General features: G+C 69.8%; 26 protein-coding genes. 14 read left to right on the forward strand and 12 right to left on the reverse strand.

Going from position 1 to position 26,172, the window contains the following annotated elements:
* Positions 1-76: 76 nt before the first annotated feature.
* Positions 77-1,342 (reverse strand): Hsp70 family protein, encoded by a 1,266-nt coding sequence (locus GA0116996_RS17795; protein ID WP_092314277.1) that lies wholly within the window; start codon positions 1,340-1,342, stop codon positions 77-79.
* Positions 1,343-1,572: 230 nt separating this feature from the next.
* Between GA0116996_RS17795 and GA0116996_RS17800 the strand changes: the two genes are divergently transcribed.
* Together GA0116996_RS17800 and GA0116996_RS17805 are read left to right on the forward strand one after the other, a co-directional pair.
* A complete protein-coding gene (locus GA0116996_RS17800; RefSeq protein WP_092314279.1) occupies positions 1,573-2,772 on the forward strand; it encodes a CaiB/BaiF CoA transferase family protein in 1,200 nt (399 codons plus the stop codon).
* Positions 2,769-3,632 (forward strand): citryl-CoA lyase, encoded by an 864-nt coding sequence (locus tag GA0116996_RS17805; protein ID WP_092314281.1) that lies wholly within the window; start codon positions 2,769-2,771, stop codon positions 3,630-3,632. Before GA0116996_RS17800 ends, GA0116996_RS17805 begins: the two co-directional genes overlap by 4 nt.
* A gap of 33 nt (positions 3,633-3,665) precedes the next feature.
* On the opposite strand, the gene GA0116996_RS17810 is transcribed toward GA0116996_RS17805, so the two are convergent.
* The gene (locus GA0116996_RS17810) at positions 3,666-4,925 is read right to left on the reverse strand and encodes a GGDEF domain-containing protein (protein WP_092314283.1); all 1,260 of its coding nucleotides are present in this window, start codon (positions 4,923-4,925) and stop codon (positions 3,666-3,668) included.
* A gap of 210 nt (positions 4,926-5,135) precedes the next feature.
* The gene (locus GA0116996_RS17815) at positions 5,136-5,885 is read right to left on the reverse strand and encodes an IclR family transcriptional regulator (RefSeq protein ID WP_092314285.1); all 750 of its coding nucleotides are present in this window, start codon (positions 5,883-5,885) and stop codon (positions 5,136-5,138) included.
* Between the two features lie 415 nt (positions 5,886-6,300).
* Between GA0116996_RS17815 and GA0116996_RS17820 the strand changes: the two genes are divergently transcribed.
* Positions 6,301-6,534, forward strand: a complete 234-nt coding sequence (locus tag GA0116996_RS17820; protein WP_232344686.1) for an IclR family transcriptional regulator — start codon at positions 6,301-6,303, stop codon at positions 6,532-6,534.
* A 170-nt stretch (positions 6,535-6,704) separates the two neighbouring features.
* The gene (locus tag GA0116996_RS17825) at positions 6,705-7,076 is read left to right on the forward strand and encodes a helix-turn-helix domain-containing protein (protein WP_243419692.1); all 372 of its coding nucleotides are present in this window, start codon (positions 6,705-6,707) and stop codon (positions 7,074-7,076) included.
* A 2-nt stretch (positions 7,077-7,078) separates the two neighbouring features.
* Here the strand turns inward: GA0116996_RS17825 and GA0116996_RS17830 are convergent, their stop codons facing one another.
* From GA0116996_RS17830 to GA0116996_RS17850, 5 genes are all read right to left on the reverse strand, one after another.
* A complete protein-coding gene (locus GA0116996_RS17830; protein ID WP_092314289.1) occupies positions 7,079-7,849 on the reverse strand; it encodes a class I SAM-dependent methyltransferase in 771 nt (256 codons plus the stop codon).
* A 61-nt stretch (positions 7,850-7,910) separates the two neighbouring features.
* Positions 7,911-8,792 (reverse strand): ABC transporter permease, encoded by an 882-nt coding sequence (locus GA0116996_RS17835; protein WP_092314291.1) that lies wholly within the window; start codon positions 8,790-8,792, stop codon positions 7,911-7,913.
* A gap of 15 nt (positions 8,793-8,807) precedes the next feature.
* Complete coding sequence (locus tag GA0116996_RS17840; protein WP_092314293.1) at positions 8,808-9,644, reverse strand: ABC transporter ATP-binding protein; 837 nt, start codon at positions 9,642-9,644, stop codon at positions 8,808-8,810.
* A gap of 2 nt (positions 9,645-9,646) precedes the next feature.
* A complete protein-coding gene (locus GA0116996_RS17845) occupies positions 9,647-10,657 on the reverse strand; it encodes an ABC transporter substrate-binding protein (RefSeq protein WP_092314295.1) in 1,011 nt (336 codons plus the stop codon).
* 79 nt (positions 10,658-10,736) lie between these two features.
* Positions 10,737-11,666 (reverse strand): TauD/TfdA dioxygenase family protein, encoded by a 930-nt coding sequence (locus GA0116996_RS17850; RefSeq protein ID WP_244159903.1) that lies wholly within the window; start codon positions 11,664-11,666, stop codon positions 10,737-10,739.
* A 371-nt stretch (positions 11,667-12,037) separates the two neighbouring features.
* On the opposite strand from GA0116996_RS17850, the gene GA0116996_RS17855 reads away from it, so the two are divergent.
* On the forward strand, positions 12,038-13,312 hold the full coding sequence (locus GA0116996_RS17855) for an O-acetylhomoserine aminocarboxypropyltransferase/cysteine synthase family protein (RefSeq protein WP_092314299.1): 1,275 nt from the start codon (positions 12,038-12,040) through the stop codon (positions 13,310-13,312).
* Positions 13,313-13,423: 111 nt separating this feature from the next.
* Here GA0116996_RS17855 and GA0116996_RS17860 read toward each other — a convergent pair whose 3' ends face one another.
* The 3 genes from GA0116996_RS17860 to GA0116996_RS17870 are packed head-to-tail and all read right to left on the reverse strand — an operon-like array spanning position 13,424 to position 16,044.
* Positions 13,424-14,395, reverse strand: coding sequence for a lysylphosphatidylglycerol synthase domain-containing protein (locus GA0116996_RS17860; RefSeq protein ID WP_092314301.1), 972 nt, complete (start codon positions 14,393-14,395; stop codon positions 13,424-13,426).
* Complete coding sequence (gene clsB, locus GA0116996_RS17865; protein WP_092314303.1) at positions 14,392-15,621, reverse strand: cardiolipin synthase ClsB; 1,230 nt, start codon at positions 15,619-15,621, stop codon at positions 14,392-14,394. The genes GA0116996_RS17860 and clsB overlap by 4 nt, the downstream gene beginning before the upstream one ends.
* A 54-nt stretch (positions 15,622-15,675) precedes the next feature.
* Positions 15,676-16,044, reverse strand: coding sequence for a hypothetical protein (locus tag GA0116996_RS17870; RefSeq protein ID WP_092314305.1), 369 nt, complete (start codon positions 16,042-16,044; stop codon positions 15,676-15,678).
* Positions 16,045-16,249: 205 nt separating this feature from the next.
* Here GA0116996_RS17870 and GA0116996_RS17875 point away from each other — a divergent pair, with 205 nt between their 5' ends.
* The 7 genes from GA0116996_RS17875 to GA0116996_RS17905 all read left to right on the forward strand — a co-directional run bounded on the left by GA0116996_RS17875 (position 16,250) and on the right by GA0116996_RS17905 (position 22,938).
* Entirely contained in the window at positions 16,250-17,071 is an 822-nt protein-coding gene (locus GA0116996_RS17875) for a MetQ/NlpA family ABC transporter substrate-binding protein (RefSeq protein WP_092314307.1), read from the forward strand.
* Between the two features lie 117 nt (positions 17,072-17,188).
* Entirely contained in the window at positions 17,189-17,962 is a 774-nt protein-coding gene (locus GA0116996_RS17880) for an SDR family oxidoreductase (RefSeq protein WP_092314309.1), read from the forward strand.
* A 73-nt stretch (positions 17,963-18,035) separates the two neighbouring features.
* Positions 18,036-18,944: a LysR family transcriptional regulator gene (locus GA0116996_RS17885; protein ID WP_092314311.1), complete on the forward strand. Its 909-nt coding sequence runs from the start codon at positions 18,036-18,038 to the stop codon at positions 18,942-18,944.
* 211 nt (positions 18,945-19,155) lie between these two features.
* Positions 19,156-20,241, forward strand: coding sequence for a pyruvate dehydrogenase (acetyl-transferring) E1 component subunit alpha (pdhA, locus tag GA0116996_RS17890; protein ID WP_092314313.1), 1,086 nt, complete (start codon positions 19,156-19,158; stop codon positions 20,239-20,241).
* Between the two features lie 69 nt (positions 20,242-20,310).
* Positions 20,311-21,288, forward strand: coding sequence for an alpha-ketoacid dehydrogenase subunit beta (locus GA0116996_RS17895; protein WP_092314315.1), 978 nt, complete (start codon positions 20,311-20,313; stop codon positions 21,286-21,288).
* 45 nt (positions 21,289-21,333) lie between these two features.
* Complete coding sequence (locus tag GA0116996_RS17900; protein WP_092314317.1) at positions 21,334-22,452, forward strand: dihydrolipoamide acetyltransferase family protein; 1,119 nt, start codon at positions 21,334-21,336, stop codon at positions 22,450-22,452.
* A 291-nt stretch (positions 22,453-22,743) separates the two neighbouring features.
* Entirely contained in the window at positions 22,744-22,938 is a 195-nt protein-coding gene (locus GA0116996_RS17905) for a CopG family transcriptional regulator (protein WP_092314319.1), read from the forward strand.
* Position 22,939: 1 nt separating this feature from the next.
* Here the strand turns inward: GA0116996_RS17905 and GA0116996_RS17910 are convergent, their stop codons facing one another.
* On the reverse strand, positions 22,940-24,625 hold the full coding sequence (locus GA0116996_RS17910) for a SulP family inorganic anion transporter (RefSeq protein WP_092314321.1): 1,686 nt from the start codon (positions 24,623-24,625) through the stop codon (positions 22,940-22,942).
* Between the two features lie 216 nt (positions 24,626-24,841).
* Here GA0116996_RS17910 and GA0116996_RS17915 point away from each other — a divergent pair, with 216 nt between their 5' ends.
* Both GA0116996_RS17915 and GA0116996_RS17920 read left to right on the forward strand, forming a co-directional pair.
* Positions 24,842-25,279: a universal stress protein gene (locus tag GA0116996_RS17915; protein WP_092314323.1), complete on the forward strand. Its 438-nt coding sequence runs from the start codon at positions 24,842-24,844 to the stop codon at positions 25,277-25,279.
* A gap of 103 nt (positions 25,280-25,382) precedes the next feature.
* A complete protein-coding gene (locus GA0116996_RS17920) occupies positions 25,383-26,039 on the forward strand; it encodes a peroxiredoxin (protein WP_092314325.1) in 657 nt (218 codons plus the stop codon).
* Positions 26,040-26,172 lie beyond the last annotated feature (133 nt).

The raw sequence follows: 26,172 nt of genomic DNA on the forward strand, positions 1-26,172 counted from the left end.
CTCCCGCTTGCGTACTCCCTCTCCCGCAAGCGGGAGAGGGGAGCAAACCCCCAGCGTGCTACAGGCCCGCGCCCCCTCACCCAAACTTCCTCACCGCATCCAGCGCCAGCCCGCTGCCGATGCTGCCGAACCGGTCCCCTTCGACGCAGCGCGCCTCGGGCAGCAACGCTGCCAGCCGCTGGCGCAGCAGCGGCACGCTGCTGGAGCCGCCAGTAAAGAAGATGGTATCGACCGCCGAACCGGCCACGCCGGCGTCGGCCAGCAGCTTGTGCACGGTCTGCTCGGTCTTCGTCACCAGCTTGTCGATCGAGTCGTCGAACTCCTCGCGCGTGATGGTCAGCGACAGGTCCGGTTCCAGCCGGTGCAGATCCACCTCGGTGCTGCCCGAGTCCGACAGCGCAATCTTGGCGGCTTCGACCTGGATCGCCAGCCAGTGCCCGGCGCGCTCGCGGATCAGCCGCACCAGGCGGTCGAGCTTGACCGTGTCGGCGGCGTCGCGATAGTTGTCCATCACCAGCGACCACGCCTTGCGCGTATAGAGCAGGTTGATGGTGTGCCAGCTGGCCAGGTCGAAATACTGGCTCGACGGCATCGCCTTGCCGTTGCGCAGCGCGCTGCCCAGGCCCAGCAGCGGCATCGCGCGCGCCAGGCTGAGCGCGCGGTCGAAGTCGGTGCCACCGATGTGCACGCCGCCGTTGGCCAGGATGTCGTCGCGCCGGTCGCTGCGCGCGGCGCGCTCGGGCGACAGCCGCACCAGCGAGAAGTCCGAGGTGCCGCCGCCAATATCGGCGACCAGCACCAGTTCCTCGCGCGTGATGCCGGCCTCGTAGTCGAACGCCGCCGCGATCGGCTCATACTGGAAGGCGATCTCGCTGAAGCCCGCGTCGCGCGCGATCCCGGCCAGGGTGTCTTCGGCCAGCTGGTCGGCCACCGGGTCCTCGTCGATAAAGAACACCGGGCGCCCCAGCACCGCGCGCGAGAAGCCGGTCCCCGCGGCCTGCTCGGCGCGCGTCTTCAGCTCGCCGATGAAATGCGCCAGCAGCTTGCGGAACGGCATGGCCTGGCCCATCACCTCGGTGCTGTCGTCCATCATCGAGGTGCCCAGCAGGCTCTTGAGCGACCGCATCAGCCGGCCCTCGTATCCCGCCAGGTAATCGCCCAGCGCGGCGCGGCCGTAGCTGACCAGCGGATCCTCGGCATGGAAAAAGATCACCGACGGCAGCGTCGCCTTGCCATCCTCCAGCGGCAGCAGCGCGGGCGCGCTGCCGGGGCGGCTCCAGCCCACCGTCGAGTTGGACGTGCCGAAATCCAGGCCGCATGCGTTTGACATCTTCGATTTCATTTTCCTGCCAGCAAAGTGGTCCGCGCGACACAAGGGGGGCGCGGGCGGGGGCGCTATTGTAGGGCAGCGGCCGGGTCCGTGCCTGTCGGACTTCGCCGCCATGCCGGCGGGGCCGCTGAGGGCAATCTTGACAGGGATGCGGGGCGGCTCCTATGCTGCGTTTGTTCTTTACCAAAGATCATTGTTCTGTTGTACAGAACACATCGAGCAACGGAGATCTGACCCCAGCCATGCAAAAACCTTTACGCCATATCCGCGTGCTCGACCTCACCAACGTGCTGGCCGGGCCGTTCTGCTGCCACCAGCTGGCCCACCTCGGCGCCGAAGTGATCAAGGTCGAAACTCCCGGCAGCGGCGACCTGGCGCGCCAGCTGGGCGCAGACCCGGAGCTGAACCAGCGCCTGATGGGCGTGTCGTTCCTGGCGCAGAACCCCGGCAAGCAGTCGGTCACCCTGAACCTGAAGCACGCCAGGGGCAAGGCCGTGTTCCGCAAGCTGGTGCAAAGCGCCGACGTGGTGGTCGAGAACTTCAGGCCGGGCGTGATGGCGCGCCTGGGACTGGGCTATGAAACCCTGAAGCAGGACAACCCGCGGCTGATCTACTGCGCGATCTCGGGCTTCGGCCAGGACGGGCCGCTTGCCGGGCTGCCCGCCTATGACCAGATCATCCAGGGCATGGCCGGCGTGATGCAGATCACCGGCGACGCCCACAGCGCGCCGCTGCGGGTGGGCTATCCGGTGTCCGACACCATCGGCGGGCTGACCGCGGCGCTGGCGGTGTCGGCGGCGCTGGCCGATACCGCGCGCACCGAGGGCTATTTCATCGACGTATCGATGCTGGAGGCGACGCTGGCGACGATGGGCTGGGCGGTATCCAACCACCTGATCGCAGGCCGGGCGCCCACGCCGATGGGCAACGAGAACATGACCGCGAGCCCGTCCGGCACCTTCCGCACCGCCGACGGCCTGCTCAATATCGCCGCCAACAAGCAGGAACAGTTCGAAGCGCTGTGCCGCGTAGTGGGGCGCCCGGCGCTGGCTGACGATGCGCGCTTCGCGCAGCGGCAGGCGCGGCTGGCCAACCGGGCCGCGCTGACGCAGGCGCTCGAAGCCGAACTGGCAACCAGGCCGGCCGCCGAGTGGTGGCCGCTGCTGACCGCGGCCGGCGTGCCGGCGGGCCCGGTGCTGGCCGTGCCGCAGACGCTGGCCCATCCACAGGTCAGCGAGCGCGGCATGATCGGCGAGTTTGCCGATGCCCCCGGCGTGGACCGCGACATCCGCGTGGTTCGCACCGGCTTCAAGCTCAACCGCGAAGCGCCGGCGGTCGACACGCCGCCGCCGCAACTTGGCCAGCATACGCGCCAGGTGCTGGGCAGCCTGGGCTACAGCGATGCGGACATCGATGAACTGAACCGGGAGGGTGCGATATGAGCGGCAGCCCCACACACGACGACGGCATGGACGCCGGCCAGCGCCTGTCGCAGGACTGGTGGCGCACCGGCATCATCGACATGCGCCCGGGCGAGATCCGCTACCGTGGCTACCCGATCGAACAGCTGATCGGCCGGGTGTCGTTCGCGCAGATGATCTGGCTGATGCTGCGTGGCGAGCTGCCCGGCCCGGGCCAGGGCGAACTGCTGGACGCGGCGCTGATGGCTGCCGTCGACCATGGCCCGCAGGCACCCAGCATCGCCATCGCGCGCATGGCCGCGACTTGCGGCGTGGGGCTGAACAATGCCATGGCGTCGGCCGTCAACGTGCTGGGCGACGTGCATGGCGGCGCGGGCGAGCAGGCGGTGGCGCTGTACCAGGACGTGGCGCAGCGGCTGGACGCCGGCAACACGATGGCGCTGGCCGTCGAAGACGCGCTGCAGCGCTACCGCGACCTGCACGGCAAGTACATTGCCGGATTCGGCCACCGCTTCCATCCGGTCGATCCGCGCGCGCCGCGGCTGCTGGCGCTGGTCGCGCAGGCGGCGAAAGACGGCGTGGTAAGCGGCCGCTACGCGGCCATCGCGCGCGCGGTCGAGGCCGCGCTCGGCGCCGGGCGCGGCAAGCCGATCCCGATGAACATCGATGGCGCCACCGCGGTGATCTACGCCGAACTGGGCTTTGCCGCGCCGCTGGCGCGCGGGCTGTTCTGCCTGTCGCGCTCGGTCGGCATCCTCGCGCACGCGTGGGAGCAGCAGTGCGAGGGCGGGCGCAACAAGGGCCCGATGCCGCGCCAGTTCCTGTGGCGCTATGACGGCGCGCCGGCGCGCGACGTGCCGGCGCCGGATTCGTCCGCATAAGCGGCAACACCCGCGGCAGACCGGATCGCGCGCTCAGGCGGCCAGGTCGGGTGCCGGCTCCAGCAGCGGCGCAGCCGCCGCGCCGGCGGCGGGCTCCGCCATCGACGATGCCAGCACATAGCGGTCGCGCCCTTGCGCCTTGGCATGGTAGAGCGCGCGGTCGGCATCGGCGAACAGGGTCCGCCACAGCGCCTCCCTGCTGCCCGCGCCGCCGCGCAGCTGCGCCACGCCGATGCTGACGCTGGCATGGCCGCGCCCGGCAGGCAAGGCGATCCCATGCACCTTGCGCAGCACGCGGTTGGCCAGTGCCGAGGCCTGCTGCTCGTCGGTATGCGGGCACAGCACGCAGAACTCTTCGCCGCCATAGCGCCCGGCCACGTCCGAGGCGCGGCGCGAGTTGTCCAGCGCCTGCGCCACTTCGCGCAGCACCGCGTCGCCGGCGTGGTGGCCGCAGCTGTCGTTGACCTGCTTGAAGTAGTCGATATCGATCACCAGGCACGACAGCGGCTGGCCGTCGCGCTGCCAGCGCGCCACCAGCGACAGCGCCGACATCTCCAGCGCGCCGCGGTTGAGCAGCCCGGTCAGGGCGTCGATGCGCGCGCCGCTTTCGTTGTGCGCGACGATCTGCTCCATCGCCATCACGGTGAAGCCGAACAGCCCCAGCAGCGTGGCGATCAGCGGCGCCAGCACCCAGGCCGAATCGGCCGGGCCGGCGAAGAACAGGGTCAGCGGCGCCGCGGCAGCGCCGGCAGCCGTGCCGCCCGCGGGCAGGCTCGTGGCGTGGCTGAAGCCCGCCAGCTGCGTGGCCAGCTGCACCAGGCTGGCCACCAGCACCAGCGGCGCCCCGATGCTGCGGCGCCCGCGCCCGGCGCGCGCCAGCGTGGCGAAGGTGGCCAGCGACACCAGCGCCAGCACGCCATAGACAATGCGCAGCACCAGCTGCGGGCCTTCAGGCAGGCCGCTCGAGGCCGCCATCAGGCCCAGCACGATCGCGCCCGCCCCTGCCAGCGCGCCGGGATGCGCGGGCACGCCGTAGTAGACCCGCACGCCGCGGTAGATCAGCAGCCAGCCGGCGACGAAGGCGAACGCGCCCAGCGTGCCGAGCTGGCCGGTGCCGCTGGCCGCGCTGACCGCCAGCGCCAGGCCCGCGGCCGACACCAGCACATGGCCAAACGCCCATAGCCGCCCCGCCATGCTCGCGCGCAACGCGAACACCAGCCCCGCCGCAATGATCAGCGTGCCGCAGAAAAACACCATCATCACCACCGCAATGGTCTGCTGGTCCAGGTGCAAGGGATTTCCTCAAGGATGCCGTCCGCCTGCCGTCAATACCGATCGGCGGGCATCAGGCTACGGGGCGCGACGGGAGGCATGCGGGCGCTGATTTCACCAGATGTGACGTGCGCTGTTTTTCATGCCAGCCGCATGATAGCCCGTGCCGGCGCCAGCTTGGCACCCCCTGCAAGCCGGGTCGGGTGCGCTGCACCCGGCCGCGGTTTACCGTCAGTCCGGGACGGCCGGTCCCGGGGTGCCGTGCGGCGCCGTGCCGCCGAGCGCGCGCGTCAGCGAGCGCGCCGCCTGCAGCACATCGTCGCGGAAACCGTCGCGGTAGCGCGCCGCCGGGCAGGTCAGCGTCAGCGCACCGGCCAGTACGCCGTCCGGGCCGAATACCGGCGCGGACACGCCGGCCAGATCGGGACTGCGGTCGCCGACCAGCGCCGCCACGCCGTCTTGCCGGATCCGGTCATAGAGCTCGCCGGGCTCGCCGGCGAAGGCCCGCAGCACGCGCGCGCCGGCGCCGCGGTCGCGCGGCAGCAGCTCGCCCGCGCGCACGTGGTCGCGCACCGGCTGCGGCGAATCCACGCGGTACAGGCACAACCGGTGTTCGCCCTGCTCGACATGAAAGGCCGCGCTTTCGCGCGTCACGTTGACCAGTTCGCGCAGGGCCGGCATCACCACCGCCTCGAGCGAGAACGACGCGGCATAGACCGCGTGCAGCCGCGCCACCTCCGGCCCCAGCCCATAGCGGCCGTCGGCATGGCGCAGCACCAGCCCGGCGTGTTCGAGCGATGCCAGCAAGCGCAGCAGCGTGCTCTTGTAGAGGCCGCTGCGCTGCGCCAGTTCGGCCAGCGCCAGCGCCCCATCGCCCAGGCGGAACACCGACAGCACGAACAAGGCCCGGTCCACGGCGATGGCGCCGCCGGCGGCGGCGTGCTTGTCGGCTTCGGAAACCTGTGCGGCTTTGCGTGGCATGGCGGGGGGCGGGGATGAACCTTGGCGGCGTTGGGTCGAAACGATGCGCCACCGTATAGAACGCTGTGGGGGTTGTCAATCCGCGTTCCCGGCGGGCCGTGTGCCGCGGCCCCGACGCGCGCAAGCTCGCATGGTGGCGTTTTTCTGCAACACCCTGGCTGCTGCCCGACGGCATTGCCGGCCCGCGCAAGCGCCTTCTGCGCCCTCTGGACGGACGCATGCGCCACATCGCGCGCCGCGCGCTTAGCCTATTCGCCACTCCTGGCTTTGCAAGCGGAATCAGCGGGGTAAATTGCCCCGGCTTTTGCTTTAGCGGCCGCTGCACCGGATGGATAGAATCATGCGTTGCTCAACTCCGCACCATCCTGCTGTTTCCGCCGCAATGTCTCATCGCCGTGCTATTCCCGACCTTGGTATGACCGTTCCCGCACTCTCGCTTAGTGCCATCCTGGACGACCTGCGCAGCGCTCCGCGCCCGCTGACCTCCGCGGAATATGCATACCTGGCCCAGCTGCGGCAACGCATCGTCACCGGCGACGCAGACCTGTGGACCACGCTCGAGACCGCGGGCGTGCCGTGCAGCGAGCGCCGCCTGTCGCCGGACGTGGTGCTGGCACTGACCGCGATCGGCCAGTTGCCGATGCACTGAGGCCGATGCACTGACTGCGCAACTGCCGCACGCCTCGCCGGAAGATTCCGCGCTGCATTTCTGAATCCGGCTGCTCACCTGCCCCGCGCCGCCCCGCTACGATCGATCCACTTCGATCCGCCGGGGACCCGTAGCAGCGCGCGAGCGCGACACCGCCCCCCGGCCATGACATGGGCATGGCTTACCGACTCATCAACCGGCGCGTCTCCTTTCTCTCCCTGCGTGTCTTTGTCGCGCTGATGCAGCATCGCGACGCCGCCCGCGCCGCCCAGGCGCTCGGCATCCAGCCCCAGCGGCTCCATTACCAGCTGCGCCAGCTCGAGGCCGCGCTCGGCATGCCGCTGTTCCAGCCTTGCGGGACGGGCTGGCTGCCGACCGCGGCCGGGTTCAATGCCTTGCCCAAGATCAGCGCCATGCTTGATATCTGGGAGCAGGTCCAGGCCAGCACCCGCGCGCGGCGCCGTGCAGAAGCGGAGCGGCAGCGCGAGCGCTGCGCGGTGCGCGTTGGCGCGGCATTCTGGGTGCGGCAGGCGACCATGTAGGCTCAGGCGAGCCGTACGCAGTGATAGGCCTCGGTGCGGTACGGGAAGGCAACCTCGGCGCGCGCCGACAGCGCCGGATGCTGGTCGATGAGCACGTGCAGGCGCGCGCGCACGATCGCCTGCTCCGGTTCTGGCAGCGACGCAATGAAGCTTACCGACATGACGCGATCCACGATCACCTGCTGCGGGGGTGCTACATGCGCGTAGGGCAGACTCTGCAACACCAGCGGCCCGAAGCCCTCGGCGGGAAACACCTGCCTCCAGTCACCCTTGTAGAAGCGCGGGGCGTCGCCTTCATACGGCGCCATGATGGCCGTCAGCTGCGCCACCCAGTCCACGCTTTCATCCCTGACGTTCCATACCAGTCCGAGCCGGCCGCCGGGGCGCAGCACGCGGCGAATCTCCGCAAGTGCCCGCGCGTTGGCAAACCAGTGGAACGCCTGTGCGCAGACCACGGCGTCGACGCCGGCCTCTGCCAGCGGGATCACCTCGGCGCTGCCCTCCAGGACTTGCACCGGCCCCACCGCGGCCGCCAGTTGCGCCCGCATCTGCGCCACCGGCTCCACCGCAATCACCGTGGCGCCGGTCTGCACCAGCCGGCGCGTGAACTTTCCGGTGCCGGCCCCGAGATCGAGCACCACGCGGCCCGCATGCAAGCCAAGCGCGCCGCGCAGCCACGTGTCGATTTCGGCGGGGTATTCGGGTCGACCGCGTGCGTAGGTATCGGCCTGGCGGGCGAACCCCATGGCGGCGGCTTGATGGATGATGGTCATGGGCAGGCTCCGGTTGGCTACCGCAGCCGTAGCCTACGCGCGCGCGCCCCATCGGACAAGGCTAGTGCTGCATGCCCCAGCGGCGCACCGTCAGCCGCTCGAGCGTGGTGAACACCAGCCCCTCGACCAGCAGGCCGATCAGGATCACCGCGGCCAGCCCCGCGAATACGCGGTCGGTATAGAGTTCATTGCGGTTCTGGAAGATGAACCAGCCCAGCCCGCCCTGCCCTGACGACGCGCCGAACACCAGTTCGGCTGCGATCAGCGTGCGCCAGGCAAAGGCCCAGCCGATTTTCAGCCCGGACAGGATCGCGGGCAGCGCCGCCGGCACCAGCACCAGCGCGACATAGCGCAGGCCGCGCAACCCGTAGTTGCGTCCGGCCATGCGCAGCGTCGGCGGCACCGCGCGGAAGCCGGCGTACATGTTCAGTGCCAGCGGCCACAGCACCGAATGGATCAGCACGAACACCAGGCTGCCGGTGCCAAGCCCGAACCACAGCAGCGCCAGCGGCAACAGCGCAATCGCCGGCAGCGGGTTGAACATGGCGGTGAGCGTGTCCAGCAGGTCGCGTCCGAGGCGCGTCGATACCGCCAGCGAGGTCAGCACGAACGCCAGCACGATGCCGGCGGCGTAGCCGCGCAGCAGCACCGACAGCGAGATCGCCGCCTTGCCCGGCAGCTCGCCGCTCCCCACCGCCGCGCCAAAGGCGCGCAGCGTGGCCAGGCAGGACGGCAGCAGCAGGTCGTTGTCCTGGATGCGCGCCACCGCTTCCCAGATCAGTCCCAGCGCCAGCAGGATCAGCGCCTTGCGCAGCCAGTCCTGCTGCCACGCGCGCTGGTGCCACGGCAGTGGGCGTGCCAGCGGGGCTTCGGTGAAGGGCTCGGGCTCGCGCTCGTATTCCGGCCGCAGCGGGTCGGCCAGGCTAAGGGAGGGTTGGGTCATGATGCAATGTCGGTTTCAGCGTGCCGCCGCGCTGCGCGCCTGCGGCAGGTCCGTGGTGCCTGGCGCGTCGAACAGCAGGCCATGGATGCGCTGCGCCGCGGCCTGGAATTCGGCGCTGCCCTGGCTCGCCAGGTTGAACTGGTGGCTGTCGAGCTCCGCGCGCACGCGTCCCGGATGCGGCGACAGCAGCAGGATGCGGCTGCCCACCACCAGCGCCTCTTCGATCGAATGGGTGACGAACAGCAGCGTCAGCGCGGCGCCATCGCACAGCGCCAGCAGTTCCTCCTGCATGCGCCGGCGCGTCAGTGCGTCCAGCGCGGCAAAGGGTTCGTCCATCAGCAGCACCTTGGGCCGCATCGCCAGCGCGCGCGCGATCGCCACGCGCTGCTTCATGCCGCCCGACAGGGTATGCGGATAGGCGCCGGCAAATTCGGCCAGGCCTACCTTGCGCAGGCTATCGAGCGCCAGTTCGCGCGCGGCGGCGCGCGACAGGCCACGCGCGTGCCGCAGCGGAAACATCACGTTCTGCAGCACGGTCTTCCACGGCGGCAGCTGGTCGAACTCCTGGAACACCACGATGCGGTCCGGGCCGGGCTGCTGCACGCGCCGGCCTTCGAGCCGGATCTCGCCCTCGCTGGGTGCGACGAAGCCCGCCACCGCCTTCAGCAGCGTGGACTTGCCGCAGCCCGACGGGCCCAGCAGCACGAAGCGGTCGCCCGCGTGCACGTCGAAGCTGACGCGGTGCGTGGCGCGCACGATGCGTTCGGGGGTGCGGTACTCCAGCGACACGCCGTCCACCTGCAGCAGCGGCGCGGCGCGGTCCGAGACCACGCGCAGGTTGTGGCTGGCCATGCTCAGCTCCCTTGCGCGGTGACCGGGTCCGGGAAGAAATAGTCCTGCCAGGACTTGGGCTGGTTGCGGATCGCGCCGACGCGATGCATGAACGACGCCAGCGCGAAGGTGTTCTGCGGGGCGACGCGGAACTGCACCTGCGGATTCTTCAACACGCGCAGCAGCAGCGCGCGGTCGGTGCGGGCCTTGCTCTGGCGCAGGTAGATGTCGGCGGCGGCCTCGGGATTGGCGGTGGCGAAGGCGGCGGCCTCGGCCAGCGCGTCGACGAAGGCGCGATAGGTCTTCGGGTTGTCATTCCGGAACTTCTCGGTGGCGTACAGCACCGTGGACGAGCTCGGTCCGCCCAGCACGTCGTACGAGTTCAGCACGATGCGCGCGTTCGGGTTGCCGGCCAGCTCCTGCTCCTGGAACGGCGGGTTGCCGAAGTGGCCGGTGATCTCGGTGCCGCCGGCAATGATGGCCGCCGCCGCATCCGGATGCGGCACCGCGACGGTCCACTTGTCGAGGCGGTTGTATTCCTTGTCGCCCCACTGTCTGGCCGCGGCCAGCTGCAGCACGCGCGACTGCACCGAGACGCCGACCGCCGGCAGCGCGATGCGGTCCTTGTCAGTGAAATCGGCAATGGTCCGGACCCTGGGATTGTTGCTGACCAGGTAGTAGGGGAAGTTGCCCAGCGAGGCGACGCCGCGCACGTTCTGCTTGCCATGGGTTCGGTCCCACAGCGTCAGCAGCGGCCCCACGCCGGCGCCGGCAATATCGATGGCGCCCGACAGCAGCGCGTCATTGACCGCGGCGCCGCCGGACAGCTGGGTCCATTCGACCTTGATATCGACGCCCTGCTGGCGGCCGTGCTTTTCGATCAGTTGCTGGTCGCGCGCTACGTTGAGCAACAGGTAGACCACGCCGAATTGTTCGGCAATGCGCAGCCGGCCTTCGGCGTGCGCGGTGCCGGTGAGGGCCAGGCCGGCGCTGAGCGCCAGCAGGCCGAGCCTGCGGGAAAGACGAGAAAACATGTTCCGGACTCCGGGGATGCGTTGGACTGGCACTCGCGCAAGCGAGCGCTACGGGATGGCCGGCGATCGCGCTGCGCGGTCAGCGCGGCACGTCGCCTTCAATCGTGGTGCGGTACATCACGCGCCGCAGATGCGGCGGACAGCCGGCCGCAAGATGCAGCAGCGAGCGGTTGTCCCAGAACACCAGGTCGTGCGGCTGCCAGCGGTGGCGATAGATATGCGCGGGCCTGACGCTGTGCGCAAACAGCTGGTCCAGCAGCGCGCGGCTTTCGTCCTCGGGCAGGCCGACGATGCGGGTGGTGAAGTGTTCGCTGACGAACAGCGCCTTGCGCCCGGTTTCCGGATGGGTCCGTACCACCGGCTGCAGCACCGGCCGGACCTGCGCCACCTGCTCGGGCGTCAGGTCGGGCCGCCACGGGCTGCGCTGCTGCAGCTCGGCGTAGCGGGCCAGGTAGGTGTGTTCGGCTTGCCGGCCATCGACGGCACGCTGCAGCGCGGCCGGCAGCGTATCCCACGCCAGGTGCATGTTGGCGAACAGCGTATCGCCGCCCTCGGCGGGCAGCTCGCGCGCATGCAGCAGCGAGCCAAGGCTGGGCCGTTCCTTGTACGACAGGTCCGAATGCCAGAAGTGTCCGGCATCGCCCAGCCCGATCGGTTTGCCGTTCTCGACCACGTTGGAGACCACCAGCACCTCCGGATGGCCGGGCAGCTGGAACTGGTGCAGCACGTGGACCTGCAACGGGCCGAAGCGGCGACTGAAGGCAATCTGCTGCGAGGGCGTGATGCGCTGGTCGCGGATCACCAGCACGTGGTGGTCGAGGTGGGCGCGATGGATGCGCGCGAAATCCGCTTGCGTCAGCGGTTGTGACAGGTCCAGCCCGATCACTTCGGCGCCGAGCGGCGCAGCGAGCGGGCGGATCTCGAAGCGGCCTGCGTCGCAAGCGTGGACGGCAGGATGCGGGGCGCTGTGCTGGCGCGAAACACTGGCGGGGGCGGTTGCGGTCGTCATGGCAGGCTCGGGCATAGGAAGAAGGCCGGCGCGGCCCCTTGCTCGTTGCAGGGGATGCCGCGTGCAAGCTCGCACTGTAGGGAGCCGCTGCTGGCATGGTCAACGAATCAAAGCGCCGACGCTTATCCGCTTATCGCATATCGCGGTGCGCACGACCGGACTCGACCTTCGCGCCATGCTGCGCATAACCACATGCAATAACGTTCCTTGCCGCGCGCACCGGCAGTCGGCGACGATGGCGGCGATGCCCGCTACGGCGCTGGTACCATCGCACAGCCTGGTACGCCCGTGCGGGCGCACCGCCCGGCATGCCCGGCGCCGCAGCGGGGCCTCCCCGACGCGCCGGTCCGGCACACAACAGAGAGAACACGATGAGACTCGAAACCCTGGCCGTCCATGGCGGCTATTCGCCAGATCCCACCACGCGCGCGGTGGCCGTGCCCATCTACCAGACCGTAGCCTACGCCTTCGATAACGCGCAGCATGGCGCGGACCTGTTCGACCTGAAGGTGGCCGGCAACATCTACAGCCGCATCATGAACCCGACCAACGACGTGCTCGAGCAGCGCCTGGCCGCGCTCGAGGGCGGCGTGGGCGCGCTGGCGCTGGCGTCCGGCATGGCGGCGATCACCTATGCGATCCAGACCATCGCCGAGGCCGGCGACAACATCGTCTCGTCCAGCCAGCTCTACGGCGGCACCTACAACCTGCTGGCGCACACGCTGCCGCAGTCCGGCATCGAGACCCGCTTTGCGGATGGCCGCAATCCGTCCAGCTTCGGCGACCTGATCGATGCACGCACCAAGGCCGTGTTTGTCGAGTCGGTGGGCAACCCGCTTGGCAACGTGGTCGATATCGCCGCGATCGCGCGCGTGGCGCACAACGACGGCGTGCCGCTGATCGTCGATAACACCGTGCCGTCGCCCTACCTGTGCCGGCCGTTCGAGCATGGCGCCGATATCGTCGTGCATTCGCTGACGAAGTACCTGGGCGGCCACGGCAACAGCGTCGGCGGCGCCATCGTCGACAGCGGCAAGTTCCCGTGGGCGCAGCTCAAGGAGCGCTTCCGCCGCCTGAACGAGCCGGACGTGTCGTACCACGGCGTGGTCTATACCGAAGCGCTGGGGCCGGCCGCCTATATCGGCCGCGCGCGCGTGGTGCCGTTGCGCAATACCGGCGCCGCGCTGTCGCCGTTCAACGCGTTCCTGATCCTGCAGGGCATCGAGACCCTGGCGCTGCGGCTGGACCGCATCACCGACAATGCGCTGGCGATCGCACGCCACCTGCAGCAGCACGCCAAGGTGGCGTGGGTCAATTTTGCCGGCTTGCCCGACCACGCCGATCACGCGCTGGTGCAGCAATACCTGGGCGGGCGCGGCCCCGGCATCCTGTCGTTCGGCCTGAAGCAGGGCGGCCGCGAGGGCGGCGCGCGCTTCCTCGATGCGCTGCAGCTGTTCACGCGGCTGGTCAATATCGGCGATGCCAAGTCGCTGGCCACCCACCCGGCGTCGACCACGCACCGCCAGCTCAACGCCGAAGAACTGCAGGCGGCCGGCGTCAGCGAAGACATGGTGCGGCTGTCGATTGGCATCGAGCATATCGACGACCTGATCGAGGACCTGGACCGCGCGCTGGCCGCAGCCTGAGCGCCGGCCCCGATTCAATACCGCTGGTTTGCTCCCCTCTCCCGCCCGCGGGAGAGGGGGCGGGGGAGAGGGGCCGGGGGAGAGGACCGGCGCTCGCACCAGCCGCTCACCTCACCCCACTCCCTCCCCGCCATCCCGCTTGCCGCGCGCCTCCAGCACGAAATAGCCGATCGCGCCAATCATCAGCGGGATCAGGTAGTACAGCGCGCGGTAAGCGATCAGCGCCGCGAGCAGCAGCCCGTGCGGCACCTGGTCGCCCAGCATTGTCAGGAACACCGTCTCGATCACGCCCAGCCCGCCAGGGATGCGCACCACTACGCCCGCCAGCCCCGACGCCAGTAGCACGCCAAGCACCGTGAAGTAGGTGGCATGCGTATGCAGCAGCGCATACAGGATCGCCGCCATCGACATCCAGTGGGCCGCCGACAGCGCGCATTGCAACGCTGCAAAGCGCACCGTGGGCATATAGATGTCATGGTCGCGCACGGTGCGGTGGCGGCCATGCCAGAGCGCGCACGCGGCCACGTAGCCGGCCGGCACCGCCAGCATCAGCACGCCCAACACCCGCGTCAACGTCGCGGGAATGCCCCACTCCGCCGGCAGCACCACCAGTTCGCCGGCGAGGATGGCGCCCGCCAGCACGGCATAGCCAAGCCAGTTGGTCGTGACCACCACCACGAACAGGCTCCAGATCTGCGGCGCACTCAACCCCGCGCGCGAGTACAGCCGGTAGCGCACGCCCGCGCCGCCCAGCGTGGCGCCCAGGTTGAGGCTGAGCGTGTAGCTGACATAGGAGATCGCCATCACGCGGCGCAGCGGCAGCGGGTGCCCGGCATAGCGGCAGCCCAGCACGTCGAACTGGCTGTACAGCAGCCCGCTCAGTGCCACGAAGCCCGCCGCCGGCAGCAGCGTGCGCGCGTTGAAGCCGCGCAGCGCTTCCAGCACCGCGTCCCAGTCGATGGTGCCCAGCTTGCGCGCGATCAGCGCCAGCACGGCGGCAATGAAGAGGATGCCGATGGCACGGCGCCAGGCCGGCCAGTGCGCATGCTGGCGGATGGCGGTCAAGGCCTCGGCGCCGGTCATTCCGCGCCTCCGCGCAACACCACCACGCGCCGCGCGTTGCGTCGCCCCGGCATCGGTTGCACCAGCCGGGGCGCATGCGCCGGCAGCCAGCCCGCCCAGGCCGGGAAGCGCCGCAGGAAGTGGAACATCACCGTCGCGCCCAGCGCGTCGAGGCGGCTGCGCGGCGACTTCTGCCCGGGCGCCACGGCGCGGCAGCGCGCGCCGATCAGCGCTTCGAGCCGGCCACGCAGGTGGCTCGCGAAGGCTTCATCGCGTATCACCAGATTGGCCTCGAGGTTCAGCGACAGGCTCAGCGGATCGAGGTTGCTGGAGCCGACCGTGGCCCAGTTGCCGTCCACCACCGCGACCTTGCCATGGAAGGGCCGTTCGACGTATTCGAGGATTTGCACCCCGGCGTCCTGCAGGTGCGCATAGAGCAGGCCGCCGGCGCGCGCCACCCACGGCATGTCGGGCTTGCCCTGCAGCAGCAGCCGCACCCGCACGCCACGCGCGGCAGCCTCGCACAGCGCATGCAGCAGCCGGTAGCCCGGCAGGAAGTAAGCGTTGGCGATAATGACCTCGCGCCGCGCCGCGCGGATCGCGTCCAGGTAGGCAAACTCGATGTCGTTGCGGTGGCGGTGGTTGTCGCGCGTGACCAGGATCGCGCGTGCGGCCTGCATGCGCGGATCCGGCGCCTCGCGTTCGGCCACAGGCTCGGGCATGGGCGCCGGCGGACACGCGCCAGGCATCGCGCGCACCAGGAAGTCGTGCACCTGGCGTGCAAAGGGCCCGCGTATTTCCACCGCATAGTCCTGCTTGGCCAGCGGCCCGAACTGGTACAGGTGCTCCGCCGAGAAGTTAAGGCCGCCGACGAACGCCACCTCGGCATCGACGGCGATCAGCTTGCGGTGCATGCGCCGGAAGATATGCGTGCGCACGCCGAACAGCCGCGGCCGCGGAGAGAATGTGCAGAACTGCACGCCTGCATCGACCAGCCCGGCGATAAAGGCCGGCGACAGGTCATGCGAGCCGAAGCCGTCCACCGTCAGCGCCACACGCACGCCGCGGCGCGCGGCCGCGAGCAGTGCCGCGTGCAATTTGTGGCCTACCTCGTCTTCAAACAGGATAAAAGTTTCCAGCAGTACGCTTTCGCGCGCGCGCGCAATGGCGTCGAACACGCACGGAAAATACTCCTCGCCGTTCTCCAGCAGGCGGAAGTGGTCGGAAGCGGATGGCAGCGGTGTCATGGCCGGCGAATCGCCGCAAACACCATGCCAGCAAAAGCCCCACGCCAGCCACGGCTAACCCCGGCGACGGCCGCGCCGCCAGCGCGCCAGCACTGCGGCAGCCAGCGCACCGGCAACCAACCCCGCAATGAAGGTCGCCCCCGCCATGCCGCCCCAAGCGCCCGCCGCGGCGCCCGCGCCAGCATGGTCGGCACCGCCCCGCGCCAGCGGCGCGAGCGACTGCCAGTCGGCGGCGGTGAACTGCGTCATCGCGGGCGCGCCATCCAGGCCGTACACGCAGACCTCTCCGCCCGGCAGCTTGCAAAAGCGCGCCGGCGGACAGCTGCGCAGGATGGCTTGCGCCTCGCCCTCGCCGCAGCGGGCGCCGGCGCTGCGCAGCACCTGGATCGTGACGTCGGGATGCTTGGTCAGTTGTTCGGGCATGGCGGCCTCCCATGGCTTGGCAAAGGCGTGACGCGTGACGCGTGACGCGTGACGCGTTCCTACAGCGTAGGCTTTATTCCTTATTCCGCACCGGCATATCGCCATGAGTAAACGCTCGTTCGTCCATTGGCTGCTTTTCCATACAATGGCCCGATGCCACGGCGCGACGCCGCGGGCACACCACCACATCAAAGGGGAGCATCCGATGCAATACGGGAAATTCGGCCTGGCCGCGCGGCTGGCGGCAGCCGTGCTGGCGCTGGGCGTGGTACAAGGCGTCGGCGCGGCCGATCCGGACAAGAAGGAAATCCGCTTCGGCGCTACCGCCGGCCCGTATGCCGACCAGATCCGCTATGGCGTCAAGCCGGTGCTGGAACAGCGCGGCTACAAGGTCACCATCGTCGAGTTCAGCGATTACGTGCAGCCCAACCTGGCGCTGGCCGACGGCGCCATCGACGCCAACGCCTTCCAGCACGTGGCCTACCTGAAGAAGTTCTCGGCCGACCGCAAGCTGGCGCTGAGCGACGTGATCCAGGTGCCGACCGCGCCGATCGGGATCTACAGCCGCAAGCACAAGGCGCTGGCCGAGGTGAAGGCGGGCAACACCGTGTCGCTGCCCAACGACCCGACCAACCTTGCGCGCGCTATCGCCATCCTGCAGCAGATCGGCTGGGTCACGCTCAAGCCCGGCACCGACCCGATCCGCGCCAGCGAACGCGATATCGACGCCAATCCGCACAAGCTCAAGCTGATCCAGCTGGAAGCCGCGCAGCTGCCGCGCTCGCTCGACGATGTCGACTATGCCTTCGTCAACGGCAACTATGCACTGGCCTCGGGCCTGAAGCTGACCTCCGCGCTGGCGCTGGAGAAGATTCCGGACTACTACATGAACCTGGTCGCGGTGAAGACCGCCGACCTGAACAAGCCCTTCGTCAGGGACATCCGCGAGGCCTATCAGTCCGCCGAATTCAAGTCGGTGACGCAACAGCGCTTTGCCGGCTTCGTGCCGCCGCCGTACCAGCGCTGAGTCCCCGGGCGTATTGTTCTGGTTTCCTGGATGATCTATCCAGTCGCCGCCGATTTATTCCACAGTCCCGGCCGCCTAAGCTGAAGCCTCCTTCGACGCATCCACAGGAGAGTTTCCATGGCTGACCATTCCATCCGCGGCAAGGTCGCGCTGATCACCGGCGGCGCCAAGAACCTGGGCGGGCTGATCGCGCGCGACCTGGCCGCCCAGGGCGCGCGGGCCATCGCCATCCACTACAACAGCGCGGCCTCGCGCGCCGACGCCGAGGCCACGGTCCGGGCGCTCCAGGCAAGCGGCGCACAGGCGGTGGCACTGCAGGCGGACCTGACCAGCGCGGGCGCGGTCGAGCGGCTGTTTGCCGATGCCGTGGCCGCGGTGGGCCGTCCCGATATCGCCGTCAACACGGTCGGCAAGGTGCTGAAGAAGCCGTTCGCCGAGATCAGCGAGGCCGAGTACGACGAGATGTCGGCCGTCAACGCCAAGAGCGCCTTCTTCTTCCTGAAGGAAGCCGGCCGCCACGTCAACGACCACGGCAAGATCGTGACGCTGGTGACCTCGCTGCTGGGTGCGTTCACGCCCTTCTATGCCGCCTATGCCGGCACCAAGGCGCCGGTCGAACACTTTACCCGCGCCGCGGCCAAGGAGTTCGGTGCGCGCGGCATCTCGGTGACCGCGGTAGGACCCGGCCCGATGGATACGCCCTTCTTCTACGGCCAGGAAGGCGACGACGCCGTGGCCTATCACAAGAGCGCGGCGGCGCTGTCGCCGTTCTCGCCGACGGGACTGACGCATATCGAGGATGTGGTGCCCTTTATCCGCCATCTGGTCAGCGACGGCTGGTGGATCACCGGCCAGACCATCCTCATCAACGGCGGGTACACGACCAAATAGGCCACCAGGCAGGCCACCGCTGCGGCGCGCGCGCGCATTGCAGGTATGCTTGCGCCATCGACGGGCGAGGCGCATGGACAGATTCGACCAGTACCGCGTATTCCTGCAGGTGGCCGAGATGGGCAGCTTCATCAAGGCCGCCCATGCGCTCGGGCTGCCGCGCGCGTCGGTGTCGGCGGCGGTGCAGGAGCTGGAGGCCCAGGTGGGCGCGCGCCTGCTGCACCGGACCACGCGGCAGGTGCGGCTGAGCGCCGATGGCGCGCAATTGCTTGAACGATTGCGCCCGCTGCTGGCCGAGGTCGAGGATATCGACCAGCTGTTCCAGGCCGGGCAGCGCCAGGCCAGCGGCCGCCTGAACGTCGATATGCCGAGCCGCATCGCGCGCCGGCTGGTGGCACCCGCGCTGCCCGCCTTGCTGCGCCGCCATCCGCGGCTGCAGCTGTCGCTTGGTTCCAGCGACCGCGCCATCGACCTGGTGCAGGAGGGCGTGGACTGCGCGGTGCGCTTCGGCGTGCTGGCCGACAGCAGCCTGGTAGTGCGGCCGCTGGGCCGGATCGCGCTGGTCAACTGTGCCAGCCCCGCCTATCTGCGCGAACACGGCGAGCCCCGTGATCCGGCCGACCTGCGCCGCGGCCACCTCGCGGTGGGCTACGCCAGCCCCCGCACCGGCCGCGACTTGCCATGGGAATTCCTGGATGCCGATGGCAGCGGGCGCGAGGCCGACGTGGCAACCCGTGTCTCGGTCAACAATGCCGAGAGCTATATCGCCTGCTGTCTCGCCGGAATCGGGCTGATCCAGATTCCGCGCTTCGACGTGCAGCACCTGCTCGACTCCGGACAGCTGCTGGAAGTCATGCCCGACTGGCGCCCGGCGAGCATGCCGGTGTCGCTGCTCTATCCGCACCGCCGCCAGCGCTCGGCACGGCTCGCGGTGTTCCTGGAGTGGTTCCGCGCGCTGATGCAGCCGCACCTGGAAGGCTGAGCGGCGGCCGGCGCGGGGCATCGCCGCATTGTGCGCAGCAAGACAATTTCGCGCCGCGCCGGCCGCGCAAATGCCCTACACTCAAGCTCAAGTCCCCCGCGCCCAAAAAGCACGGCAGGGATCACAACGCGATCATTGCCGCGGAGGGCGCGAAGATCCTCGCCCCGGTCCGCGCGGATCCTGTCGAGACAACCGCATCGAGAGACCTGCCATGTCCACGGTTGCGCGCTTTGAGATCGGCTATACCCGCTACCTTGCCCCGCCGGGCGACACCACTCCTCCCACTGCTTCCCCTCCACCATTCGCCACCGACCCCGACGCGCTGGTGCCGCTGTACCAGGCGATGGTGCTGACGCGCCAGTTCGACCTGAAGGCGATCGCGCTGCAGCGCACCGGCAAGATCGGCACCTTTGCGTCGGCGCTGGGCCAGGAGGCGATCGGCGTGGGCGTGGCCTACGCCATGCGGCCCGAGGATGTGCTGGTGCCCTCTTACCGCGACCACGCGGCGCAGTTTGTGCGCGGCGTCACGATGACCGAGAGCCTGCTCTACTGGGGCGGCGACGAGCGCGGCAGCGGCTTTGCCGCGGCGCCGCACGACTTTGCCAACTGCGTGCCGATCGGCACCCAGGTATGCCACGCGGCCGGCGCCGCCTACGCCTTCCAGCTGCGCGGCGAGCCGCGCGTGGCGGTCTGCCTGCTGGGCGACGGCGGCACCTCCAAGGGCGACTTCTATGAAGGCATGAACATGGCCGGCGCCTGGCGCGCGCCGCTGGTGATCGTGATCAACAACAACCAGTGGGCGATCTCCATGCCGCGCAGCGGCCAGACCGCGGCGCAGACGCTGGCGCAGAAGGCCATTGCCGCGGGCATCCCGGGCGAGCAGGTCGACGGCAACGACGTGGTCGCGGTGCGCCACCGCGTCGGCGAAGCGATCGCGCGCGCGCGCGACGGCGGCGGTCCCGCGCTGATCGAGGCCATCACCTACCGGCTGGGCGACCACACCACCGCCGACGATGCCTCGCGCTACCGCGACGAGGCCAGCGTCAAGGCGCATTGGCAGCACGAGCCGCTGCTGCGGCTGCGCACCCACCTGCTGGCCCTGCACGCCTGGGACGCGGCGCGTGAAGAGGCGCTGGTCAGGGCCTGTTCGCAGCAGGTGGCGCAGGCGGTCGAAACCTACCTGGCGATGCCGCCGCCGGATCCGGCCGCAATGTTCGACTGCCTGTACGCGGCCATGCCGGCCGAACTGCAGGCGCAGCTGGAGATCGCGCGGCGCTTCCCGGCGCAGCACGGCTAGCCGCCGCTGCGAGCGCTGCCGGCACTGCGCGCGCACGCCTCCATCGAACCGGCCCACAGCGAGCGAACCATGGCGGAAATCAATCTGGTCGAAGCAGTCAACTTGGCACTGGCCCATGCGCTGGAGCACGATCCCGATGTGCTGCTGCTGGGCGAGGACATCGGCGTCAACGGCGGCGTGTTCCGCGCCACCGTGGGCCTGCAGGCGCGCTTCGGCGCCGCGCGCGTCATGGATACGCCGCTGGCCGAAGGCGGCATCGTCGGCGCGGCGATCGGCATGGCGGCGATGGGGCTCAAGCCCGTGGCCGAGATCCAGTTCACCGGCTTTATCTACCCGGCGGTCGACCACATCATCAACCACGCCGGGCGCATGCGGCACCGCACCCGCGGGCGCCTGGCCTGCCCGCTGGTGGTGCGCTCGCCGTGCGGCGCGGGCATCCACGCGCCCGAGCACCATTCCGAAAGCCCCGAGGCGATGTTCGCGCATATGCCGGGCATCCGCGTGGTGGTGCCGTCATCGCCGGCGCGCGCCTACGGGTTGCTGCTGGCGGCGATCGCCGACCCGGACCCGGTGATCTTCCTCGAGCCCACGCGGCTGTACCGGCTGTTCCGCCAGGAAGTGGCCGACGACGGCGCGGCGCTGCCGCTCGATACCTGCTTCACGCTGCGCGAAGGCAGCGATCTTACGCTGGTGAGCTGGGGCGCGATGGTGCAGGAAACGCTGGCCGCCGCCGACGCGCTGGCCGCGGAAGGCATCACCGCGACCGTCATCGACGTGGCCACGCTCAAGCCGCTCGACATGCAGACCATCCTGGACGCGGTCACGCGCACCGGCCGCTGCGTGATCGTGCACGAGGCGCCGCGCACCGCCGGCTTCGGCGCCGAGATCGCGGCGCAGCTGGCCGATGCGGGGCTGTATTCGCTGGCCGCGCCGGTGCAGCGCGTGACCGGCTTCGATACCGTGGTGCCGCTGGCGCGGCTGGAATACACCTACCTGCCCGGCGTGGCGCGCATCGTCGATGCCGCGCGCAGGGCCCTGGCGGCGTAGGCGCCGGCCAGTGCGCACACCGTTCACGCCTGCCAAGGAGGACCGATGAGAGTCTTCAAGCTGCCCGACCTGGGCGAAGGCCTGCAGGAGGCCGAGATCGTGGCCTGGCACGTCAAGACCGGTGATACGGTGGCGGCGGACCAGCCGCTGCTGTCGGTGGAGACGGCCAAGGCGATCGTCGAAATTCCGTCGCCCTATGCGGGCAGCATCGGCAAGCTGTTCGCGCAGCCCGGCGACATCGTGCACCTGGGAGCGCCGCTGGTCGGCTTCGAGGGCGCCGGCGAGGACGCCGACGCCGGCACCGTGGTGGGCTCGGTCCAGGTCGGCACGCACGTGGCCAGCGAAGCCGCTCCGCCCGGCACCGCGGCACCCGCGGCGGGCATGGCCGCGCGCGTCAAGGCCACGCCCGCGGTGCGGGCGCTGGCGCGCCGGCTGGGCGTGGACCTGGCGATGGCCACCGCCTCCGGCCCCGAAGGCGTGGTCACCGCCGCCGACGTGGAACGCGTCGCCAGCACGCTGGCCGAGCTGGGCGCGCCCGAGGAACTGCGCGGCGTGCGCCGCGCGATGGCGCAGAACATGGCGCGCGCGCAGGCGGAAGTGGCCGCCGCCACCGTGATGGACGACGCCGACATCCACGCCTGGCAAGCCGGCGCCGACGTCACCATCCGGCTGGTGCGCGCGCTGGTGGCCGGATGCCGCGCCGAGCCCGGGCTCAATGCCTGGTATGAAGGCCAGACCGGGCGCCGCCACGTGCTGAAGAAGATCGACGTCGGCATTGCCGCCGACCTGCCCGAGGGCCTGTTCGTGCCGGTGCTGCGCGACGTGGGCAACCGCGACGCGGCCGACCTGCGCCACGGGCTCGACCGCATGCGCGCCGACATCCGCGCACGCACCATCGCCCCCGAGGAGATGCGCGGCAACACCATCACGCTGTCCAACTTCGGCATGATCGCGGGGCGCTATGCGGCGCCGATCGTGGTGCCGCCCACCGTGGCGATCCTGGGCGCCGGACGCGTGCGCGACGAAGTGGTCGCGGCCGCCGGCGCGCCCGCGGTGCACCGGGTAATGCCGCTGAGCCTGACCTTCGACCATCGCGTGGTCACGGGCGGGGAAGCCGCGCGCTTCCTGGCGGCGGTGATCGCGGATCTGGAGATGGCGGAATAGGGCTGGCTGGCAAAAGGTGCGGCCCGACGAAGTACGACAGGCTTTTCCAGCACTAGCTGCGTACTCCCTCTCCCGCTTGCGGGAGAGGGTTGGGGTGAGGGCGGGAGCTTCCACGAAGTTCGAACGCCTCGCGCTTGCCACGCGCCCGCCCTCACCCCCGCCCCTCTCCCGCACGCGGGAGAGGGGAGCAAACCGTCCGCGTGCCAGCCGCCTTCGGTAGCCGCGGTGGGCTGTATATAATGCCCATCCAACCGCCGCCGCCATCACCGGCCCGGACCGCCGCACATCCTCATGGAATCCAAGACCGCCCGCCTGACCATCCTGATCGACCCGGTCAAGAAGAAGGCCTTTGAAACGCTGTGCGCCGCGCAGGACCTGACGCCGTCGCAGGTCGTGCGCCAGCTGATCCGCGATTACCTGGCGCAGCATGGCGTGGATTACGCCACCAAGCCCAGGCCCGCGGGCAGCACGCGCCAGAAGAAGTAGCTCAGCGCGGGGCGTTGCCCGCGCCTGGTTCGTCACCGGCCAGCACGGCGCAGCGCTGCGCCGCCTGCGCCAGCGAATCCGCGTAGTTGTCCTCGCCCAGCGCCGCCAGCACGCCCGCGCGCGCCAGCTTTTCCCTGACCCGCGCGTTGGCTTCGGCCAGCACCACTGCGACGCCGCGCTTCTGCAACGTGACGATCACCGCCTCGAGCGTCTGCAGGCCGGTCATGTCCATGAAGGGCACGCGGCCCAGGCGGATCAGCAGCACGCGCGGCTCGGTATGGGTCTGCACCAGCGCACGCTCGCATGCTTCGACCGCACCGAAGAAGAACGGGCCGTCGATGACATAGACCAGCACGCCCGGCGGCATCGGCGCCGCCGCGCCGGTGCCCGCATCGCCAAGCTCGCGCGCCACGGCCTCGGCGGCCTGCGGTGCCACCTCGACCGATGCCGACATGCGCCGCAGGAACTGCAGCATGGCCAGGATCACGCCGATATTGACCGCCACCACCACGTCGGTCAGCACCGTCAGCGTAAAGGTGATCAGCAGGATCGCGACATCGGCGCGCGGCGCGCGCCGCACCATGCGCGCGAACTGGCGCATCTCGCTCATGTTGTACGCCACCACGAACAGGATCGCCGCCAGCGCGGCCAGCGGCACGCTGGCCGCGAGCGGCGCCAGGAACAGCAGCACCAGCACCAGCGTGAGCGCGTGCACCACGCCTGCGAGCGGGCTGTTGCCGCCGTTGCGGATATTGGTGGCGGTGCGCGCGATCGCGCCGGTGGCGGCAAACCCGCCGCACAGCGGCGCCAGCACATTGGCGATGCCCTGTCCCACCAGTTCCTGGTTGGAGTCGTGCCGGGTGCCGGCCATGCCGTCGGCCACCACCGCCGACAGCAAGGACTCGATCGCGCCGAGCATGGCGATGGTGAAGGCGGGTCCGGCCAGCTCCAGCACCCGCGCCAGCGTGATGTCCGGCAAGGCCGGCACCGGCAGGCCGCGCGGCAGGCCGCCGAAGGCCGAGCCGATAGTGGCCACGCCGTCGAAACGGAACAGCGCCTGCGCCGCGGTGGCGGCCACCAGCGCCACCAGCGGCCCCGGCACGCGCCGCAGCCAGCGCACGCGGGGCGCGCCCACCACCAGCGCCAGGCTGCCCAGCGCCAGCGCGGTGGTAGCCGGGTGCGATTGCGGCAGGGCCTGCAGCAGGTGCCAGAGCTTTTCGTGGAAATGCGTCCCGGCCACCGGCGGCAGCCCGAAGAAGTCGCGCCACTGGCCGACAAAGATGATCACGCCAATGCCCGCGGTAAAGCCGACGATCACCGGCGCGGGAATGTAGCGGATCACGCTGCCCAGCCGGCTCAGCCCCATCGCCAGCAGGATCAGGCCCGCCATCAGCGTGGCGATCTGCAGGCCGTCGATGCCGTGGCGCGCCGTCACCGCGGACAGCACCACGATGAAGGCGCCGGTGGGCCCGGCGATCTGCAGCCGGCTGCCGCCGAACAGCGACACCGCCAGCCCGGCGACGATGGCCGTGTACAGGCCCTGCTCCGGCTTGGCGCCCGAGGCTATCGCGAACGCCATCGCCAGCGGCAGCGCCACCACCCCCACGATCACGCCCGACACCAGGTTCGGCAGCCAGTTGCCGCGGCGGAACAATCCGGCCAGCCAAGCTTCGCGCAGCGCAATCATGCGTCGGTCCCTTCCATCGGTGCGGGGGTAAAGGTGCATCGGATGATAACAGGATGTTAATGTTTGCCCGCGCCCCCGGCTGTGGATCGCGGCAGCGCCGCGCTGGCCCGGTGTCCTGTTCCTTATGGCGCGCAATTCCTATACTGGATTGGCTCGCCCGCCGGTGCGCGGACGCGCCAGGCTGGCGCGGCATCTCTCTGCAAGCGGAGGCTCATCATGTACAGGCACCTGCTAGTACCGACCGACGGCTCCGCGCGCGCCGATGCCATGGTGGACCGCGCGATGGCATTCGCCAGCCGCATCGGCGCCCGCGTGACCGGGCTGCATGTGCTTCCCGAGTACCACGTGCTGACCTACCGGCTCACCAGCCTGCAAGACCCCAAGAGCAACTTCGCGGCCGAAGCCGCGCGCCACGCCGACACCTTCCTCGCCGCGCTCAGCCACACCGCGACGCAGGCCGGCGTGCCTTGCGAGACCATCACCGCCACCGACGACCATCCCTGGCAGGCCATCATCGCGTGCGCGCAGCAGCGCGAGTGCGACCTGATCGTGATGTCGTCGCATGGCAAGCGCGGGCTGCAGGCCCTGCTGATCGGCAGCGAGACACACAAGGTGCTGACCCACAGCACGATCCCGGTGCTGGTGTTCCGCTAGCGGCGGACCGGGCGATGGCGGGACAGAGGGACAGCCGGGATAGCGGGCAAGCGTGCGCGGCAACGCGCGATTCCAAACCAAGCCAACTGCAAGGAGCGCAACCATGGCGATTCGACTGGGCGAGCAAGCCCCTGATTTCACCGCCGAGACCACGGAAGGCCAGATCAATTTCCATGAGTGGATCGGCGACGGCTGGGCCATCCTGTTCTCGCATCCCAAGGACTTCACGCCGGTGTGCACCACCGAGCTGGGCTACATGGCCCGGCTCAAGCCCGAGTTCGACAAGCGCAATACCAAGATCATCGGACTGAGCATCGATCCGGTGGGCGACCACCAGCGCTGGGTCAAGGACATCGAGGAAACGCAGGGCTGTACCGTCAACTATCCGATGATCGGCGATGCCGACCTGAAGGTTGCCAAGCTCTACGACATGATCCACCCCGAGGCCAGCGGCAGCGGGCCGCGCACCGCGGTGGACAACGCCACCATCCGCTCGGTGTTCATCATCGGCCCGGACAAGAAGGTGAAGGCGATGCTGGTGTACCCGATGAGCGCGGGACGCAATTTCGACGAGGTGCTGCGGCTGCTGGATTCGCTGCAGCTCAACGCGAAGCACACCGTGGCCACGCCGGTGAACTGGAAGCCGGGCGAGGACGTCATCATCCCGACCTCGGTCTCGGACGAGGAAGCCAACAAGAAATACCCGCAGGGCTTCAAGACGCACAAGCCCTACCTGCGCACGGTGGCACAGCCCAAGTAGCGCAACGGCGAAGGACGGGCGCGGACAGGGAGAGGGGAGAGCGAGGAGCGGCGGCGCCAGGGAGCGCGGCGGCGCGGAAGCCCGCGCCAGGCCGCGGTCGGGGCTTCCCGGCCGGCATCGCGTGATGCCGGCC

Source organism: Cupriavidus alkaliphilus (genome assembly GCF_900094595.1).
Lineage (GTDB): Bacteria > Pseudomonadota > Gammaproteobacteria > Burkholderiales > Burkholderiaceae > Cupriavidus > Cupriavidus alkaliphilus.

Coding starts and splice junctions, on each gene's coding strand:
- GA0116996_RS17845 (WP_092314295.1), bottom strand. CDS start 10,657: ATGTTTTCTCGTCTTTCCCGCAGGCTCGGCCTGCTGGCGCTCAGCGCC.
- GA0116996_RS17855 (WP_092314299.1), top strand. CDS start 12,038: ATGAGACTCGAAACCCTGGCCGTCCATGGCGGCTATTCGCCAGATCCC.
- GA0116996_RS17825 (WP_243419692.1), top strand. CDS start 6,705: ATGGGCATGGCTTACCGACTCATCAACCGGCGCGTCTCCTTTCTCTCC.
- GA0116996_RS17920 (WP_092314325.1), top strand. CDS start 25,383: ATGGCGATTCGACTGGGCGAGCAAGCCCCTGATTTCACCGCCGAGACC.
- GA0116996_RS17795 (WP_092314277.1), bottom strand. CDS start 1,342: ATGAAATCGAAGATGTCAAACGCATGCGGCCTGGATTTCGGCACGTCC.
- GA0116996_RS17915 (WP_092314323.1), top strand. CDS start 24,842: ATGTACAGGCACCTGCTAGTACCGACCGACGGCTCCGCGCGCGCCGAT.
- GA0116996_RS17840 (WP_092314293.1), bottom strand. CDS start 9,644: ATGGCCAGCCACAACCTGCGCGTGGTCTCGGACCGCGCCGCGCCGCTG.
- GA0116996_RS17815 (WP_092314285.1), bottom strand. CDS start 5,885: ATGCCACGCAAAGCCGCACAGGTTTCCGAAGCCGACAAGCACGCCGCC.
- GA0116996_RS17820 (WP_232344686.1), top strand. CDS start 6,301: ATGACCGTTCCCGCACTCTCGCTTAGTGCCATCCTGGACGACCTGCGC.
- clsB (WP_092314303.1), bottom strand. CDS start 15,621: ATGACACCGCTGCCATCCGCTTCCGACCACTTCCGCCTGCTGGAGAAC.
- GA0116996_RS17835 (WP_092314291.1), bottom strand. CDS start 8,792: ATGACCCAACCCTCCCTTAGCCTGGCCGACCCGCTGCGGCCGGAATAC.
- GA0116996_RS17900 (WP_092314317.1), top strand. CDS start 21,334: ATGAGAGTCTTCAAGCTGCCCGACCTGGGCGAAGGCCTGCAGGAGGCC.
- GA0116996_RS17805 (WP_092314281.1), top strand. CDS start 2,769: ATGAGCGGCAGCCCCACACACGACGACGGCATGGACGCCGGCCAGCGC.
- GA0116996_RS17800 (WP_092314279.1), top strand. CDS start 1,573: ATGCAAAAACCTTTACGCCATATCCGCGTGCTCGACCTCACCAACGTG.
- GA0116996_RS17860 (WP_092314301.1), bottom strand. CDS start 14,395: ATGACCGGCGCCGAGGCCTTGACCGCCATCCGCCAGCATGCGCACTGG.
- GA0116996_RS17870 (WP_092314305.1), bottom strand. CDS start 16,044: ATGCCCGAACAACTGACCAAGCATCCCGACGTCACGATCCAGGTGCTG.
- GA0116996_RS17885 (WP_092314311.1), top strand. CDS start 18,036: ATGGACAGATTCGACCAGTACCGCGTATTCCTGCAGGTGGCCGAGATG.
- GA0116996_RS17830 (WP_092314289.1), bottom strand. CDS start 7,849: ATGACCATCATCCATCAAGCCGCCGCCATGGGGTTCGCCCGCCAGGCC.
- GA0116996_RS17905 (WP_092314319.1), top strand. CDS start 22,744: ATGGAATCCAAGACCGCCCGCCTGACCATCCTGATCGACCCGGTCAAG.
- GA0116996_RS17880 (WP_092314309.1), top strand. CDS start 17,189: ATGGCTGACCATTCCATCCGCGGCAAGGTCGCGCTGATCACCGGCGGC.
- GA0116996_RS17910 (WP_092314321.1), bottom strand. CDS start 24,625: ATGATTGCGCTGCGCGAAGCTTGGCTGGCCGGATTGTTCCGCCGCGGC.
- GA0116996_RS17850 (WP_244159903.1), bottom strand. CDS start 11,666: ATGACGACCGCAACCGCCCCCGCCAGTGTTTCGCGCCAGCACAGCGCC.
- GA0116996_RS17895 (WP_092314315.1), top strand. CDS start 20,311: ATGGCGGAAATCAATCTGGTCGAAGCAGTCAACTTGGCACTGGCCCAT.
- GA0116996_RS17875 (WP_092314307.1), top strand. CDS start 16,250: ATGCAATACGGGAAATTCGGCCTGGCCGCGCGGCTGGCGGCAGCCGTG.
- pdhA (WP_092314313.1), top strand. CDS start 19,156: ATGTCCACGGTTGCGCGCTTTGAGATCGGCTATACCCGCTACCTTGCC.